The following is a 15,582-nucleotide window of genomic DNA, read 5'->3' on the forward strand; positions in this document are numbered from 1 at the left end:
AGGAAATCCGTGACTGATACGGACCTGTTCACGGCTGGCGAAAACACTGACGCCAATCAACTACCGAATGCCGTGAGCGCAGACACTCCAGACGCGAAACCCAACGTCTCGGGCGGTGCACTGTCCACGATGGTGCTGCCCGAGCTGCGCGCGCTGGCCAATCAAGTTGGCGTCAAAGGGACGTCGGGTATGCGTAAGAACGAACTGATCGCCGCGATCAAGGAAGTCCGGGGCCAGGCCAACGGCGCCCCCGCCAACGGCACGAAGTCCACTGAGGACAGCGGCAAGTCGGGCAACCAAGAGTCCGACAAGAACGACAACAGCGGCGCCGAAGCGCCGGCGGCCGAGCGCGGCCAGAACGGTGCGACGACCGAGGCGCCCCGCCGCGAACGACGCGGCGCTTCCCGCGAAGCGGGATCCTCGGCCCGCGGCAACGACGAGGCCGACCGCGAGAGCTCAGGCAGCCGCGAGGGCGCCGCTCCTAGTGAGGCGGACCGCCGCGAGAAAGCCAAGCAAGACAACCAGAATGACGACCGCGGCCAAGACGGCGGCAGCGACCAGGACCAAAGCTCCGGTGGCCAGCAGGGCCGCGGCGGCGCGAACCAGCAGGACGACGACGGCGAGGGCCGTCAGGGCCGGCGGGGCCGCCGCTTCCGTGACCGGCGCCGCCGGGGCGAGCGACCCGGTGAGGGTGGCGACACCGAGCTGCGCGAAGACGACGTCGTTCAGCCGGTAGCCGGCATTCTTGACGTCCTCGACAATTACGCTTTCGTCCGCACCTCCGGCTACCTGGCCGGCCCGCACGATGTCTACGTGTCGATGAACATGGTGCGCAAGAACGGCCTTCGTCGTGGTGACGCCGTTACCGGCGCCGTCCGCGTGCCGAAGGACGGCGAACAGCCCAATCAGCGGCAGAAGTTCAACCCGTTGGTGCGCCTGGACAGCGTCAACGGCGGCTCGGTCGAGGACGCCAAGAAGCGGCCCGATTTCTCCAAGCTGACGCCGTTGTACCCCAACCAGCGGCTTCGTCTGGAAACCACCAGCGACCGGCTGACCACCCGCGTCATCGACCTGATCATGCCGATCGGCAAGGGCCAGCGCGCGCTGATCGTGTCGCCGCCCAAGGCCGGTAAGACGACGATCCTGCAGGACATCGCCAACGCGATCACCCGGAACAATCCCGAATGCCACCTGATGGTCGTGCTCGTCGATGAGCGCCCCGAGGAGGTCACCGACATGACCCGCTCGGTCAAGGGCGAGGTCATCGCCTCGACCTTCGACCGGCCGCCGTCGGACCACACCTCGGTCGCCGAGCTGGCGATCGAGCGGGCCAAGCGGCTGGTCGAGCAGGGCAAGGACGTCGTCGTGCTGCTGGACTCGATCACCCGCCTCGGGCGCGCCTACAACAACGCGTCGCCCGCGTCGGGGCGGATCCTGTCCGGTGGTGTCGACTCGACCGCGCTGTACCCGCCGAAGCGGTTCTTGGGCGCCGCCCGCAACATCGAGGAAGGCGGGTCGCTGACGATTATCGCCACCGCGATGGTCGAGACGGGGTCCACCGGTGACACGGTCATCTTCGAGGAGTTCAAGGGCACCGGTAACGCCGAGCTCAAGCTCGACCGCAAGATCTCCGAGCGGCGGGTCTTCCCGGCTGTCGACGTCAACCCGTCGGGTACGCGTAAGGACGAGCTGCTGCTGTCGCCGGATGAGTTCGGCATCGTGCACAAGCTGCGCCGCGTGCTGTCGGGCCTGGACTCGCATCAGGCCATCGACCTGCTGATGTCGCAGCTGCGCAAGACCAAGAACAACTACGAGTTCCTGGTCCAGGTGTCCAAGACGACGCCCGGCGCGATGGACAACGACTAGCCCGGTCCGCCGGCCGTCGCGACACTTAGACCACGCACACGACACGCCGCGTGAGATCGCCGTGGTTTATGTCTCGCGCAGGCCGCCCACGCGGCCGGGAATGCCCAGGGGCGCCCCCGTGTTTTGGGAGGACAGTGGTTGACCTGGCATAATCACGCTCGACAAGACCGAAGAGGACATCATGAAAGCTGACATTCACCCCGCCTACGCGGAGACCACGGTGCTCTGCGGGTGTGGCAACACCTTCCAGACGCGCAGCACCAAGGACGGCGGGCGCATCGTCGTCGAGGTGTGCTCGCAGTGCCACCCCTTCTACACCGGCAAGCAGAAGATCCTCGACAGCGGTGGCCGCGTGGCCCGCTTCGAGAAGCGGTACGGCAAGCGCAACGCCGGCGCTGCGGCCGACAAATAGCTCGGATACCGACGCCCGAACTGTGCGCACCGTCGCACGGGCCGGGCGTCGGTTCGCGTTTGCGGTGATGACAGGCGAAGCGGGGCAGGAGGTGCGGCAGTGACCAAGCCGGTACAGACCATCGACGTGCTGCTGGCCGAGCATGCCGACCTCGAGCGCCGGCTGGCGGACCCGGAATTGCACAGCAATCCCGACGAGGCCCGCCGGGCCGGGCGGCGGTTCGCGAGGCTGGCCCCGATTGTGGGCACCTACCGCAAGCTGGTGGCCGCGCGCGACGACCTGGAAACGGCGCGCGAGTTGGCCGCCGACGACCCGTCATTCGCGACCGAGGTGACCGACCTGGAGACCCAGGTGTCCGAGTTGGACACCCAGCTCACCGACATGCTGGCACCGCGCGACCCGCACGACCCCGACGACATCGTGCTCGAAGTGAAATCCGGTGAGGGCGGCGAAGAATCGGCCTTGTTCGCCGCCGACCTGGCGCGGATGTACATCCGCTACGCGGAACGGCATGGCTGGACCGTCACCGTGCTCGACGAAACCACTTCGGACCTCGGCGGTTACAAGGACGCGACGCTGGCCATCGCCAGCAAGGGCGACAGCGCCGACGGGGTCTGGTCGCGGATGAAGTTCGAGGGCGGAGTTCACCGGGTGCAGCGTGTCCCGGTGACGGAATCCCAAGGCCGCGTTCATACTTCGGCGGCCGGCGTGCTGGTGTATCCCGAACCCGAGGAAGTCGGGGAGGTGCAGATCGACGAGTCGGACCTGCGCATCGACGTCTACCGGTCGTCGGGCAAGGGCGGCCAGGGCGTCAACACCACCGACTCCGCGGTGCGCATCACGCACCTGCCCACCGGCATCGTCGTCACCTGCCAGAACGAGCGTTCGCAACTGCAGAACAAGGCGCGCGCCCTGCAGGTCCTGGCCGCCCGCCTGCAGGCCCTGGCCGAAGAGCAGGCGCTGGCCGATGCCTCGGCGGACCGGGCCAGCCAGATCCGCACGGTGGACCGCAGCGAGCGCATCCGCACCTACAACTTCCCCGAGAACCGGATCGCCGATCACCGCATCAATTTCAAGTCACACAACCTGGATCAGGTTCTCGACGGCGACCTCGACGCCTTGTTCGACGCTCTGGCCGCCGCCGACAAGCAGTCCCGGCTGCAACAGGCATGAACGCCCTGCGGCGCGCGATCGACGATGCTGCGGCCACCCTCGCCGAAGCGGGAATCGATTCTGCGCGTTGGGATGCCGAGGAGCTGGCCGCACACCTGGCGGGAACCGATCGCGGACGCCTGGGCCTGCTTCGGGCCCCCGGCGACGACTTCCTGGGGCGCTACCGCGAAGTCGTGGCCGTGCGTTCGCGACGGGTGCCGTTGCAACATCTGCTGGGGACCGCGGCATTCGGCCCCGTCATGCTGGACGTGGGTCCCGGGGTTTTCATACCCCGTCCCGAGACCGAGGCCCTGCTGGAATGGGCCACCTCGCAACAACTCGCGCCGCGGCCCGTCATCGTCGACTTGTGCACCGGTTCCGGTGCTTTGGCCGTGGCGCTCGCTCACCACCTGCCTGACGCGCGAATCATCGCCATCGATAACTCCGACGCCGCGCTCGACTACGCGCGTCGCAATACGCAGGGCACCGCGATCGAACTGCTGCGCGCCGACGTCACCGAGCCGGGACTGCTCGCCGAACTGAATGCTCGAGTCGACATGGTGGTGGCCAACCCGCCCTATGTTCCCGATGATGCCGTGCTGGATCCCGAAGTCGCCCAACACGATCCGCACCAGGCCGTCTTCGGCGGTCCGGACGGATTGGCGGTGATCGCCCCGCTCGTCCGCCTCGCCGGTCGCTGGCTGCGCCCGGGCGGACTGATCGCCGTCGAGCACGACGACACGACGTCGGCGCAGACGGTGGAATTGTTCGATCGCACAGGGTCTTTCGAAGACGTCCGGGCGCGGCGCGATCTGACCGGCCGGCCGCGATTCGTCACGGCCCGCAGGGCAGCGACACCGGGGGAGAACGGCGCCAATGACTGACGTCTTCGACTGTGCGGATCCCGGTCAGCGCTCCCTCGGGATCGCCGCGGCCGCGGGGGCGCTCAAGGGCGGCCGCCTGGTCGTCATGCCGACCGACACCGTGTACGGCATCGGTGCCGATGCGTTCAACAGCGCCGCGGTCGCCGCCCTCCTGTCGGCAAAAGGCCGGGGGCGCGACATGCCGGTGGGTGTGCTGGTCGGCTCCTGGCACACCATCGAGGGACTCGTTTACACCATGCCGGACGGGGCCCGCGACCTGATCCGCGCCTTCTGGCCGGGCGCGTTGAGCCTCGTGGTGAGCCAGGCGCCCTCACTGCAGTGGGATCTCGGCGATGCCCGCGGCACGGTGATGTTGCGGATGCCCCTGCACCCCGTCGCCATTGAACTGCTGCGCGAAGTCGGGCCGCTGGCGGTCTCGAGCGCCAATGTCTCCGGCCGTCCTGCCGCCGTGAACGCCGACGAGGCGCGCAGCCAACTCGGCGATCTGGTGGACGTCTACCTGGAGGCGGGCCCGTCCGATCAAGGGGCGGCCTCCACGATCGTCGATCTGACCGGTGCCTCGCCGCGAATTCTGCGGCCGGGTCCGGTTAGCGCGGAACGGATCGCGGAAGTACTCGCGGTCGATCCGGAGAGCTTGACCCCCCCGGCCTGACTGGAGCGGGTGTCGAGGTGCCAGCTTTGTCCAGTACGGTCTCGGTGATGTCCAGCGACGTGACCAACCTTGCCGGTGGGTTGCTCGCGCTGGGAGACCGCGGTGCCGGCGTTCCGCTTCGTGAGCTGGCGCTGGTCGGGTTGACCGCGGCGATCATCACGTACTTCGCGACCGGGCCGGTGCGGGTGCTGGCCACCCGGCTGGGCGCGGTCGCCTATCCGCGGGAACGCGACGTCCACGTCACGCCGACCCCCCGGATGGGCGGGCTGGCGATGTTTCTCGGCGTCATCACTGCCGTCTTTCTGGCGTCCCAACTTCCGGCGCTCACCCGCGGGTTCGTCTACTCCACCGGCATGCCCGCGGTCCTGGTGGCCGGTGCGGTCATCATGGGCATCGGCCTCATCGACGACCGTTGGGGTCTCGATGCCTTGACCAAGTTCGCCGGTCAGATCACGGCGGCCAGCGTGCTGGTCACCATGGGCGTGGCGTGGAGCGTCCTGTACATCCCCATCGGTGGCGTCGGCACCATCGTGCTCGACCAGGCATCGTCGATCCTGCTGACCCTGGCGCTGACCGTGTCGGTCGTCAACGCGATGAACTTCGTCGACGGGCTCGACGGTCTGGCCGCAGGCCTGGGGTTGATCACCGCGTTGGCGATCTGCATGTTCTCGGTCGGCCTGCTGCGCGACCACGGCGGTGACGTCCTGTTCTACCCGCCCGCGGTGATTTCGGTGGTGCTCGCAGGCGCCTGTCTGGGCTTTCTGCCGCACAACTTTCATCGCGCCAAGATCTTCATGGGCGACTCCGGGTCCATGCTGATCGGTCTGATGCTGTCGGCCGCGTCGACGACGGCCGCGGGCCCGGTCTCCCAGAACGCCTACGGTGCCCGTGACGTGTTCGTGCTGCTCTCCCCTTTCCTGCTGGTGGCCGCCGTCATCTTTGTACCGATGCTCGATTTGCTGTTGGCGATCGTGCGCCGCACCCGCGCGGGCCGCAGCGCGTTCAGCCCGGACAAGATGCACTTGCATCACCGGTTGCTGCAGATCGGCCATTCGCACCGCCGCGTGGTGTTGCTGATCTATCTGTGGGTCGGGATTGTCGCGTTCGGTGCGGCCAGCACGATCTTTTTCCGCCCACGCGATACCGCGGCGGTAATGCTGGGCGCCATCGTGGTGGCCGGAATCGCGACCGCGATACCGCTTCTGCGTGGCCGCGACGAGTACTACGACGAGGAGTAGTAGTGGGGGTCGCCGGTGTGGTACGGTGCTGGTAGAACCCCAAAAAGCCGCGCAGGCTACCGGTCCATCGGAGGCTGATCCGACCGGGCTGGATCAAGACCGGCCTCGGGATATACCCCTTGGGTGATTCAACTGTGACGTGCGATACGCTCGGCGGACCACCGATCAGTCGGTCGGGGGGGTTCCCGTTTTACCAACCTGGGATTGAGGTGCTGCAGTGACGACACCAGCGCAGGACGCGCCGTTGGTGTTTCCCTCTGTTGCTTTCCGTCCGGTTCGGCTCCTCGCGATCAGCGTTGCCATCACCGCGGTGGCGGTGCTCGCCGCCGGACTGTCCGGTCACCTGATGGTTGGAGTCTTCTTCGGTGTCGGACTTCTCCTGGGTTTGCTCAATGCGGTGCTGGTGCGTCGCTCGGTTGAATCGATCACCGCCAAGGATCACCCGCTGAAAAGGTCGATGGCGGTCAACTCCGCGTCACGGCTGGCGATCATCACGATCGTCGGGCTGATCATCGCCTACGTCTTTCGGCCCGCCGGCCTGGGCGTCGTGTTCGGATTGGCGCTTTTCCAAGTCCTGCTGGTGTTCTCGACAGCGCTTCCGGTGTGGAAGAAGCTGCGCGCCGGCGACTGGGCGGAGCCTTCGGACGGTGCCGCAGGCGGCGTGATCGCGGGGTCCGACGGAACGGAAGGTAAGGAACAGCAACGATGACTGGGACGACGTTCCTGGCCGAGTCGGCAATCGAGGTTGGCGAGCACAACAAAGCCACCTGGCTTGGCCTGACCGTCAACACCGACACGATCCTGTCGACCGCGATCGCCGCGGTGATCGTTCTCGGGCTGGCCTTCTTCCTGCGCGCGAAGATCACTTCCAAGGGCGTGCCCAGTGGCGTTCAGTTGTTCTGGGAGGCGATCACCGAACAGATGCGCGGGCAGATCGAGAGCGCTATCGGTATGCGGATCGCCCCGTTCGTGCTGCCGTTGGCGGTCACGATCTTCGTGTTCATTCTGATCTCCAACTGGCTGTCGGTGCTGCCGCTGCAGTACAAAGACAAATCCGGGCACGCCTCCGAGCTGCTGAAGTCGGCGGCGGCGGACATCAATTACGTTCTGGCGCTGGCCCTCTTCGTGTTCGTCTGCTATCACGTGGCCGGCATCTGGCGCCGCGGCATAATCGGGCACCCGCTCGCCGTGGTCAAGGGCCACGTGGCGTTCCTGGCGCCGATCAACCTCGTTGAAGAGCTCGCCAAGCCCATCTCGCTGTCGCTGCGACTCTTCGGCAACATCTTCGCCGGCGGCATCCTGGTCGCGCTGATCGCGCTCTTCCCGCCGTACATCATGTGGGCACCCAACGCGATCTGGAAGGCCTTCGACCTTTTCGTCGGCGCGATCCAGGCGTTCATCTTCTCGATCCTGACCATCTTGTACTTCAGCCAAGCCATGGAGATCGAGGATCACCATGACTGAGTCGCAGATGAAGTGTTTTGTCCCACGCACCATTACAAGGGCCTGGTAGACCCCTACCAGTTATCAAGGAGGAAACGAATGGCAGGCATGGACCCCCAAATCGCTGCCGCCGCTCTCATCGGCGGTGGCCTGATCATGGGTGGCGGCGCGATCGGCGCCGGCATCGGTGACGGCATTGCCGGTAACGCGCTGGTTTCGGGCATCGCCCGCCAACCCGAGGCGCAGGGCCGGCTGTTCACGCCGTTCTTCATCACGGTCGGTCTGGTCGAGGCGGCCTACTTCATCAACCTGGCGTTCATGGCGTTGTTCGTCTTCGCTACCCCGGTCAAGTAATTCGCCGCAATGCGTGACGCGAGTCTGAGCATTTTGGCATCCAGCCAGGTGGTGGCCGAGGGCGGCAACAACTTCCTCGTCCCCAACGGCACCTTCTTCTTCGTGCTGGCCATCTTCCTGATCGTGCTGGCCGTCATCGGCACATTCGTCGTGCCGCCGGTGATGAGGGTGCTGCACGAGCGCGAGGCCATGGTCGCCAAGACCGCCGCCGACAACAAGAAGGCGACCGAGCAATTCGAAGCGGCAAAGGCCGATTACGAAGAAGCGCTGAGCGAGGCGCGGGTTCAGGCGTCGTCGTTGCGCGACAATGCCCGCGCCGAAGGTCGTAAGGTGGTCGAAGACGCGCGCGCCCGTGCCGAACAACAGGTGATGTCGACGTTGCAAATGGCATCCGAGCAATTGAAGCGGGAGAGGGACGCCGTGGAACTCGATCTGCGTGCCAACGTGGCGTCGATGTCGGCGACGTTGGCAAGCCGCATCCTCGGCGTCGACGTCGCCCCCGCCGCCACCACATCCGCAACCAAGACATCCGGACGGTAAACACGTATGTCGACTTTCATCGGCCAGTTGGTGGGCTTCGCGGCCATCGTGTTCCTGGTGGTGCGCTACGTCGTGCCGCCAGTGCGTCGGCTGATGGCCGCGCGGCAAGAGGCCGTGCGTCAACAGCTGAAAGATGCTGCGACGGCGAGTGATCGGCTGACCGAGTCGACCACGGCGCACAACAAGGCCGTGGAAGACGCGAAGACGGAGGGCGAACGGGTCGTCGAGGAGGCCCAGACTGACGCGGGCCGTATCGTCGAGCAGCTGCGGGCGCAGGCGGATGTCGAGTCCGAACGCATCACCGCACAGGGCAGCCGTCAGGTCGATCTCTTGCGCACCCAGTTGAGCCGGCAGCTCCGGTTGGAACTCGGCCACGAAGCGGTGCGCCAGGCGGGCGAGTTGGTGCGCAATTACGTCGCCGACTCCGAGCAACAGTCGGCCACCGTCGACCGGTTCCTCGACGAACTCGATGAGATGGCGCCCGTTGCGGCCGACGTCCAGTATCCGCTGATGACCAAGATGCGTTCGTCGAGTCGCGTCGCACTGGGCAACTTGTCGGACAAGTTCAGCGCGCTAGCCAAAGACCTTGACAACAAGGGGCTTTCGACCGTCTCCAGTGAACTGGTAGAAGTTGCTCAGATGCTGGACCGCGAGATCGTCGTCACGCGCTATCTGACCGTTCCGGCCGAGGATGGAGCCCCCAGGGTCCAGTTGATCGAGCGGCTGCTCTCCGGCAAGGTTGGTGACGTCACCCTCGACGTGCTGCGCTCGGCAGTATCGGAGCGTTGGTCGGCCAACTCCGACCTCATCGACGCCATCGAACACGTGTCTCGGCAGGCGCTGCTCGAAGTAGCCGAACGTGAGGACAAGGTCGACGAGGTCGAAGAGCAGCTGTTCCGGTTCTCCCGCGCCCTCGACGCGGAGCCGCGGTTGGCGATCCTGCTGGGCGACTACTCCGTTCCGGTGGAGGGGCGAGTCGGCCTCCTGCGCAAGGTTTTTGACACCGCGAGCGGCCGGGTCAATCCGATCACGATGGCACTGCTGGCCCAGACTGTGGAGCTGCTGAGGGGCCAGAACGCCGATGAGGCCATTCAGTTCCTGGCCAAGGTTGCGGTGGCGCGCCGCGGCGAAATCGTGGCGCAGGTCAGCGCGGCAGCCGAACTCAGCGATGCCCAGCGCACCCGCCTCATCGACGTGCTCGGCCGCATCTACGACCACCCGGTGGCGGTGCAGCTCCAGATCGATGCCGACCTATTGGGCGGGCTGCTCATCTCCGTGGCCGACGAAGTGATCGACGGGACGCTCGCTTCTCGACTTGCCGCGGCCCAGGCTCAATTGCCCGACTGACCACCATCGACCAATCACAATCACACGCGAACCAAGATCAAGTAGGAAGACGAAAAGCCATGGCCGAGTTGACCATCTCCGCTGAGGACATCCAGAGCGCCATCGAGGAGTACGTAGGCTCCTTCACCTCCGATACCGCCCGCGAGGAGGTCGGCTCGGTCATCGAGGCCGGCGACGGCATCGCGCACGTCGAGGGCTTGCCCTCCGTCATGACCCAGGAGTTGCTCGAGTTCCCGGGCGGGGTCCTCGGTGTCGCCCTGAACCTCGATGAACACGACATCGGCGCGGTGATCCTGGGTGACTTCGAGAAAATCGAAGAAGGCCAACAGGTCAAGCGCACCGGCGAAGTCCTTTCGGTGCCCGTAGGCGACGCGTTCCTCGGGCGCGTGGTCAATCCGCTCGGCCAGCCGATCGACGGCCAGGGCGACATCGATACCGACATTCGCCGCGCGCTGGAGATCCAGGCGCCGTCGGTGGTGCAACGGCAGAGCGTGAGCGAGCCGCTGCAGACCGGGATCAAGGCCATCGACGCGATGACCCCGATCGGCCGCGGCCAGCGCCAGCTGATCATCGGCGACCGCAAGACGGGCAAGACCGCCGTCTGCGTGGACACCATCCTCAACCAGCGGGAGAACTGGGAGAGCGGCGACGAACGCAAGCAGGTGCGCTGCGTGTACGTGGCCATCGGCCAGAAGGGCACCACGATCGCCTCGGTGCGACGCGCGCTCGACGAGGGCGGCGCGATGGACTACACCACCATCGTGGCGGCGCCGGCGTCCGACTCCGCCGGCTTCAAATGGCTTGCGCCGTATACCGGTTCGGCGATCGCGCAGCATTGGATGTACGAGGGCAAGCATGTGCTGATCGTCTTCGACGACCTGAGCAAGCAGGCCGAGGCCTACCGCGCCATCTCCCTGCTGCTCCGCCGCCCGCCGGGTCGCGAGGCCTACCCGGGCGACGTGTTCTACCTGCACTCGCGTCTGTTGGAGCGTTGCGCCAAGCTGTCCGACGATCTCGGCGGCGGTTCGCTGACCGGTCTGCCGGTTATCGAGACCAAGGCGAACGACATTTCGGCCTACATTCCCACCAACGTCATCTCGATCACCGACGGCCAGTGCTTCCTGGAGTCCGACCTGTTCAACCAGGGTGTGCGGCCGGCCATCAACGTCGGTGTGTCGGTGTCCCGCGTGGGTGGTGCGGCGCAGATCAAGGCCATGAAGGAGGTGGCCGGCTCGCTGCGACTCGACTTGTCGCAGTACCGCGAACTGGAATCGTTCGCCGCCTTCGCCTCGGACCTGGATGCCACCTCCAAGGCTCAGTTGGAGCGCGGCGAGCGGCTGGTCGAACTCTTGAAGCAACCGCAGTACCAGCCCATGCCCGTTGAGGAGCAGGTGGTTTCGATCTTCCTGGGCACCGGCGGTCACCTGGACTCCGTGCCGGTCGAGGACGTCCGGCGTTTCGAGACCGAGCTGCTCGACCACATGCGGGCCTCGGAGGAGAAGTTCCTCAGTGGTGTGCGCGACAGCGGGAAGCTGTCGGAGGAAGGCGAAAACCAGCTCACCGAGATCATCAACAAGTTCAAGAAGGGGTTCGCGGCCACGGGCGGCGGATCGGTGGTGCCTGACGAGCACGTCGAGGCCTTGGACGAAGAGGATCTGGAAAAGGAGTCCGTGCAGGTCAAGAAGGACAAGCCGAAGGACACAAAGCAGTCCAAGGACACCAAGAAGGAATCCGCCAAGGCCTCCGGCAAGGACAAGAAGTAGCTACCGATGGCGGCAACACTTCGCGAATTACGAGGCCGGATCCGATCGGCCGGGTCGATCAAGAAGATCACCAAGGCCCAGGAGATGATCGCGACCTCGCGCATCGGCAAGGCGCAGGCCCGGCTGGAATCGGCCCGGCCCTACGCATTCCAGATCACGTCGATGCTCACCACTTTGTCCTCCGAAGCCGCGTTGGACCATCCACTCCTGGTCGAGCGAGACGAGCCGAAGCGCGCGGGCGTCCTGGTGGTGTCTTCGGACCGTGGTCTGTGCGGGGCGTACAACTCGAGCATCTTCCGCCGCTCCGAGGAGCTGTTCTCCCTGCTGCGAGAGGAAGGCAAGACACCCGTCGTCTACACGGTGGGCCGAAAGGCGCAGAACTACTTCAAGTTCCGCAACTGGGACATCACCGAATCGTGGACGGGTTTCTCCGAGCAGCCCCAGGTGGAAAACGCCCGGGAGATCGCGTCCACGTTGGTCGACAGTTTCATGGCCGGGGTCGGCGATGACGAGTCACAGGACGACGAGGGCGTCGACGAACTGCACATCGTGTACTCGGAGTTCAAGTCGATGATGTCCCAGGCCGCGGTTGCCCACCGCATCGCTCCGCTGGTCATGGAATACGTCGAGGACACCGACGAGCTCCACACCCTGTACTCGTTCGAACCAGACGCCACAACGCTTTTCGAGGCGCTGCTGCCGCGGTACGTGACGACCCGGGTGTATGCCGCTTTGCTCGAGTCGGCGGCATCGGAGCTCGCGTCGCGTCAACGAGCAATGAAGTCGGCGACCGACAACGCCGACGACCTGATCAAAGAGCTGACGTTGATGGCAAACCGCGAGCGCCAGGCCCAGATCACCCAAGAGATCAGCGAAATCGTCGGCGGCGCAAATGCGCTCGCTGACGCTCAGTAGCACACGAGGAAGAAGAAAAATATGGCTGCTACTACCAAAAGCACCGAGAAGACCGACAAGAGCTCGACCAATGGCGACACCAGCGGCCGCATCGTACGGGTGACCGGCCCCGTCGTCGACGTCGAGTTCCCGCGCGGCTCGGTACCCGAGCTGTTCAACGCGCTCAACGCGGAGATCACGTTTGAGGAGCTGAAGAAGACCCTGACTCTCGAGGTTGCGCAGCACTTGGGCGACAACCTCGTTCGAGCCATCTCGCTGCAGCCCACCGACGGCTTGGTGCGCGGCGTAGAGGTCACCGACTCCGGCAGGTCGATCTCGGTGCCGGTCGGCGAGGGCGTCAAGGGCCACGTCTTCAACGCCCTGGGCGACTGCCTGGACAAGCCCGGGTACGGCGAGGAGTTCGACCACTGGTCGATTCACCGCAAGCCGCCGGCGTTCGAAGAGCTCGAGCCCCGCACGGAGATGCTGGAGACCGGCCTCAAGGTCGTCGACCTGCTCACCCCGTACGTGCGCGGTGGCAAGATCGCGCTGTTCGGTGGTGCCGGTGTGGGCAAGACGGTGCTGATTCAGGAGATGATCAACCGTATCGCCCGAAACTTCGGTGGCACTTCGGTTTTCGCCGGCGTGGGGGAGCGCACCCGTGAGGGCAACGACCTGTGGGTCGAGCTGAAGGAAGCCGACGTGCTCAAGGACACCGCGCTGGTGTTCGGTCAGATGGACGAGCCGCCCGGCACCCGTATGCGGGTGGCGTTGTCCGCGCTGACCATGGCCGAGTGGTTCCGCGACGAGGCCGGCCAGGACGTGCTGCTGTTCATCGACAACATCTTCCGATTCACCCAGGCCGGTTCGGAGGTGTCGACGCTGCTCGGTCGTATGCCGTCCGCGGTGGGCTACCAGCCGACGCTGGCCGACGAGATGGGCGAGCTGCAGGAGCGCATCACCTCGACGCGAGGCAAGTCGATCACGTCGATGCAGGCCGTCTATGTTCCCGCCGACGACTACACCGACCCGGCACCGGCAACGACCTTCGCGCACCTGGACGCCACCACCGAGCTCTCTCGAAACGTGTTCTCCAAGGGCATCTTCCCCGCGGTGGACCCGTTGGCGTCAAGCTCGACCATCCTGGACCCGAGCGTCGTCGGTGACGAGCACTACCGGGTGGCCCAGGAAGTCATTCGGATCCTGCAGCGGTACAAGGACCTTCAGGACATCATCGCGATCCTTGGTATCGACGAGCTCTCGGAAGAGGACAAGCAGCTCGTGCAGCGCGCACGGCGCATCGAGCGGTTCCTCTCGCAGAACATGATGGCGGCCGAGCAGTTCACCGGCCAGCCCGGTTCGACCGTGCCTCTGAAGGAGACCATCGAGGCATTCGACCGGCTGACCAAGGGCGATTTCGACCACATCCCAGAGCAGGCGTTCTTCTTGATCGGTGGCCTCGATGACCTGGCTAAGAAGGCCGAAAGCTTTGGCGCCAAACTTGATTCCTGAGGCATGAGCGAACAGGCTCTGAAAGGCTCTGTGGTATGGCGGAATTGAACGTCGAGATAGTCGCCGTCGACCGAAAGATCTGGTCGGGTGAGGCAACGTTTCTGTTCACCCGCACCACCGTCGGTGAGATCGGCATCCTGCCGCGGCACATCCCGCTGGTGGCGCAGTTGGTCGACGACGCAATGGTGCGCGTCGAAAGAGAGGGCGAAGACGATCTGCGAATCGCGGTGGATGGCGGATTTCTGTCTGTCACCGAGGAATCAGTGACGATCCTCGCCGAATCCGCCGAGTTCGAATCGGAGATCGACGAGAGCGCCGCCAGAGAGGCTGCTGAGTCTGACGACCCGCGTATCGCCGCCAAGGGGCGCGCGAGATTGCGTGCCGTCGGCGCGATCGACTAACCGCCGATGAGCGCGCCCATGATCGGCATGGTCGTGCTCGTCGTCGTGCTGGCCGCCGCCGTCATTGCGCTGAGTTATCGGCTGTGGAAGCTGCGTCAGGGCGGCACGGCGGGGATCATGCGAGACATTCCCGCGGTCGGAGGCCACGGCTGGCGCCACGGCGTGATCCGTTACCGCGGTGGCGAAGCCGCGTTCTACCGTCTCTCCAGCCTGCGATTGTGGCCCGACCGGCGGCTGAGCCGCCGAGGCGTCGAGATCGTTTCCAGGCGGGCACCGCGCGGCGACGAGTTCGACATCATGAGCGACGAGATCGTCGTCATCGAGCTGCGCGATACGACCCAGGACCGCAGGTCCGGCTACGAGATCGCTTTGGACAAAGGCGCGTTGACCGCGTTCCTGTCCTGGCTGGAGTCGCGGCCGTCGCCGCGGTCCCGCCGGCGCAGCCTGTAGACCGCGTGAGTCGCCGGTCGAACAGCGCTCGGCTAACTCGTGGTGGCGTTCTCGCCGCCCGGCTTCCACAGCACGTCGCCATCGGGGTTGGCCACCCGCGACAGGATGAAAAGCAGATCCGACAGGCGGTTCAAGTATTTCGCGGGCAGCACGTTGACCTGGCCGGGGGCGGCATCGACGGCCGCCCACGCCGAGCGTTCGGCTCGACGGACCACGGTCCGGGCGACGTGCAGCAGCGCCGACAACGGCGAACCACCCGGCAGCACAAACGAATTCAGCTTGGGCAAAGGCTCGTTGTACGCGTCACACCACTTCTCGAGCCGGTCAATGTAGGGCTCGGTGACGCGCAGCGGCGGATACTCGGGGTTCTCGACAACAGGAGTCGACAGATCCGCGCCGGCGTCGAACAAGTCGTTCTGGATCTGCCGCAGCACGCCCGCGAGCTTCTCGTCGGGCTGACCGACGGCGACCGCCACCCCGATCGCGGAGTTGGCTTCGTCGCAATCGGCGTAGGCCACCAGCCGAGGATCGTTCTTGGAAACCCGCGAGAAGTCGCTCAATCCCGTCGTGCCGTCGTCGCCGGTTCGGGTGTAGATGCGAGTCAGGTGTACAGCCATGAGCAAACCGTACTCGGGTGTGGCTCGGCCGACTGACAAGCCGATACCGCTTCACTA

General features: G+C 65.5%; 16 protein-coding genes and 1 pseudogene. 16 read left to right on the forward strand and 1 reads right to left on the reverse strand.

The annotated features are described in order from the left end of the window. Positions 1 to 9: 9 nt before the first annotated feature. The 16 genes and pseudogenes from rho to AC5Y30_RS23100 all read left to right on the forward strand — a co-directional run bounded on the left by rho (position 10) and on the right by AC5Y30_RS23100 (position 14,908). Complete coding sequence (gene rho, locus AC5Y30_RS23025) at positions 10 to 1,866, forward strand: transcription termination factor Rho (protein WP_499921279.1); 1,857 nt, start codon at positions 10 to 12, stop codon at positions 1,864 to 1,866. Positions 1,867 to 2,047: 181 nt separating this feature from the next. Further along, positions 2,048 to 2,278, forward strand: a complete 231-nt coding sequence (gene rpmE, locus AC5Y30_RS23030) for a 50S ribosomal protein L31 (protein ID WP_066873624.1) — start codon at positions 2,048 to 2,050, stop codon at positions 2,276 to 2,278. A gap of 99 nt (positions 2,279 to 2,377) precedes the next feature. Beyond that, positions 2,378 to 3,451 carry a peptide chain release factor 1 gene (gene prfA, locus AC5Y30_RS23035; protein ID WP_499921281.1) on the forward strand — a complete coding sequence of 358 codons (1,074 nt, stop codon included), beginning with the start codon at positions 2,378 to 2,380 and terminating at the stop codon, positions 3,449 to 3,451. Then, the gene (gene prmC, locus AC5Y30_RS23040) at positions 3,448 to 4,314 is read left to right on the forward strand and encodes a peptide chain release factor N(5)-glutamine methyltransferase (RefSeq protein WP_499921283.1); all 867 of its coding nucleotides are present in this window, start codon (positions 3,448 to 3,450) and stop codon (positions 4,312 to 4,314) included. Before prfA ends, prmC begins: the two co-directional genes overlap by 4 nt. After that, positions 4,307 to 4,966 (forward strand): L-threonylcarbamoyladenylate synthase, encoded by a 660-nt coding sequence (locus tag AC5Y30_RS23045; RefSeq protein ID WP_499921285.1) that lies wholly within the window; start codon positions 4,307 to 4,309, stop codon positions 4,964 to 4,966. The genes prmC and AC5Y30_RS23045 overlap by 8 nt, the downstream gene beginning before the upstream one ends. 28 nt (positions 4,967 to 4,994) lie before the next feature. After that, positions 4,995 to 6,204: pseudogene (locus AC5Y30_RS23050) on the forward strand (glycosyltransferase family 4 protein); the annotation flags it as partial. 217 nt (positions 6,205 to 6,421) lie between these two features. Then, a complete protein-coding gene (locus tag AC5Y30_RS23055; RefSeq protein ID WP_499921286.1) occupies positions 6,422 to 6,913 on the forward strand; it encodes an ATP synthase subunit I in 492 nt (163 codons plus the stop codon). Further along, positions 6,910 to 7,668 carry a F0F1 ATP synthase subunit A gene (atpB, locus tag AC5Y30_RS23060; protein ID WP_067137958.1) on the forward strand — a complete coding sequence of 253 codons (759 nt, stop codon included), beginning with the start codon at positions 6,910 to 6,912 and terminating at the stop codon, positions 7,666 to 7,668. Before AC5Y30_RS23055 ends, atpB begins: the two co-directional genes overlap by 4 nt. A gap of 87 nt (positions 7,669 to 7,755) precedes the next feature. Further along, on the forward strand, positions 7,756 to 8,001 hold the full coding sequence (locus AC5Y30_RS23065) for a F0F1 ATP synthase subunit C (protein ID WP_065052998.1): 246 nt from the start codon (positions 7,756 to 7,758) through the stop codon (positions 7,999 to 8,001). A 9-nt stretch (positions 8,002 to 8,010) separates the two neighbouring features. Further along, positions 8,011 to 8,541: a F0F1 ATP synthase subunit B gene (locus tag AC5Y30_RS23070; RefSeq protein WP_499921288.1), complete on the forward strand. Its 531-nt coding sequence runs from the start codon at positions 8,011 to 8,013 to the stop codon at positions 8,539 to 8,541. A gap of 6 nt (positions 8,542 to 8,547) precedes the next feature. Next, entirely contained in the window at positions 8,548 to 9,888 is a 1,341-nt protein-coding gene (locus AC5Y30_RS23075) for a F0F1 ATP synthase subunit B/delta (RefSeq protein ID WP_499921290.1), read from the forward strand. A 59-nt stretch (positions 9,889 to 9,947) separates the two neighbouring features. Then, positions 9,948 to 11,651, forward strand: a complete 1,704-nt coding sequence (gene atpA / locus AC5Y30_RS23080) for a F0F1 ATP synthase subunit alpha (protein WP_499921291.1) — start codon at positions 9,948 to 9,950, stop codon at positions 11,649 to 11,651. Positions 11,652 to 11,657: 6 nt separating this feature from the next. Further along, on the forward strand, positions 11,658 to 12,566 hold the full coding sequence (locus AC5Y30_RS23085; RefSeq protein WP_499921293.1) for a F0F1 ATP synthase subunit gamma: 909 nt from the start codon (positions 11,658 to 11,660) through the stop codon (positions 12,564 to 12,566). Positions 12,567 to 12,587: 21 nt separating this feature from the next. Beyond that, on the forward strand, positions 12,588 to 14,057 hold the full coding sequence (atpD, locus tag AC5Y30_RS23090) for a F0F1 ATP synthase subunit beta (protein WP_499921295.1): 1,470 nt from the start codon (positions 12,588 to 12,590) through the stop codon (positions 14,055 to 14,057). Between the two features lie 35 nt (positions 14,058 to 14,092). Beyond that, positions 14,093 to 14,458, forward strand: coding sequence for a F0F1 ATP synthase subunit epsilon (locus AC5Y30_RS23095; RefSeq protein WP_499921296.1), 366 nt, complete (start codon positions 14,093 to 14,095; stop codon positions 14,456 to 14,458). Between the two features lie 6 nt (positions 14,459 to 14,464). Then, complete coding sequence (locus tag AC5Y30_RS23100; protein ID WP_499921298.1) at positions 14,465 to 14,908, forward strand: DUF2550 domain-containing protein; 444 nt, start codon at positions 14,465 to 14,467, stop codon at positions 14,906 to 14,908. Between the two features lie 32 nt (positions 14,909 to 14,940). Here AC5Y30_RS23100 and AC5Y30_RS23105 read toward each other — a convergent pair whose 3' ends face one another. After that, positions 14,941 to 15,525, reverse strand: coding sequence for a cob(I)yrinic acid a,c-diamide adenosyltransferase (locus AC5Y30_RS23105; protein ID WP_499921300.1), 585 nt, complete (start codon positions 15,523 to 15,525; stop codon positions 14,941 to 14,943). Positions 15,526 to 15,582 lie beyond the last annotated feature (57 nt).

The organism is Mycobacterium sp. NGS27, assembly GCF_059813005.1.

What these genes read in the sequence shown, in the direction of transcription:
- rpmE (WP_066873624.1), top strand. Translation starts at nt 2,048, where the DNA reads ATGAAAGCTGACATTCACCCCGCCTACGCGGAGACCACGGTGCTCTGC.
- prmC (WP_499921283.1), top strand. Translation starts at nt 3,448, where the DNA reads ATGAACGCCCTGCGGCGCGCGATCGACGATGCTGCGGCCACCCTCGCC.
- AC5Y30_RS23045 (WP_499921285.1), top strand. Translation starts at nt 4,307, where the DNA reads ATGACTGACGTCTTCGACTGTGCGGATCCCGGTCAGCGCTCCCTCGGG.
- atpB (WP_067137958.1), top strand. Translation starts at nt 6,910, where the DNA reads ATGACTGGGACGACGTTCCTGGCCGAGTCGGCAATCGAGGTTGGCGAG.
- AC5Y30_RS23065 (WP_065052998.1), top strand. Translation starts at nt 7,756, where the DNA reads ATGGACCCCCAAATCGCTGCCGCCGCTCTCATCGGCGGTGGCCTGATC.
- AC5Y30_RS23070 (WP_499921288.1), top strand. Translation starts at nt 8,011, where the DNA reads ATGCGTGACGCGAGTCTGAGCATTTTGGCATCCAGCCAGGTGGTGGCC.
- AC5Y30_RS23075 (WP_499921290.1), top strand. Translation starts at nt 8,548, where the DNA reads ATGTCGACTTTCATCGGCCAGTTGGTGGGCTTCGCGGCCATCGTGTTC.
- atpA (WP_499921291.1), top strand. Translation starts at nt 9,948, where the DNA reads ATGGCCGAGTTGACCATCTCCGCTGAGGACATCCAGAGCGCCATCGAG.
- AC5Y30_RS23085 (WP_499921293.1), top strand. Translation starts at nt 11,658, where the DNA reads ATGGCGGCAACACTTCGCGAATTACGAGGCCGGATCCGATCGGCCGGG.
- atpD (WP_499921295.1), top strand. Translation starts at nt 12,588, where the DNA reads ATGGCTGCTACTACCAAAAGCACCGAGAAGACCGACAAGAGCTCGACC.
- AC5Y30_RS23095 (WP_499921296.1), top strand. Translation starts at nt 14,093, where the DNA reads ATGGCGGAATTGAACGTCGAGATAGTCGCCGTCGACCGAAAGATCTGG.
- AC5Y30_RS23100 (WP_499921298.1), top strand. Translation starts at nt 14,465, where the DNA reads ATGAGCGCGCCCATGATCGGCATGGTCGTGCTCGTCGTCGTGCTGGCC.
- AC5Y30_RS23105 (WP_499921300.1), bottom strand. Translation starts at nt 15,525, where the DNA reads ATGGCTGTACACCTGACTCGCATCTACACCCGAACCGGCGACGACGGC.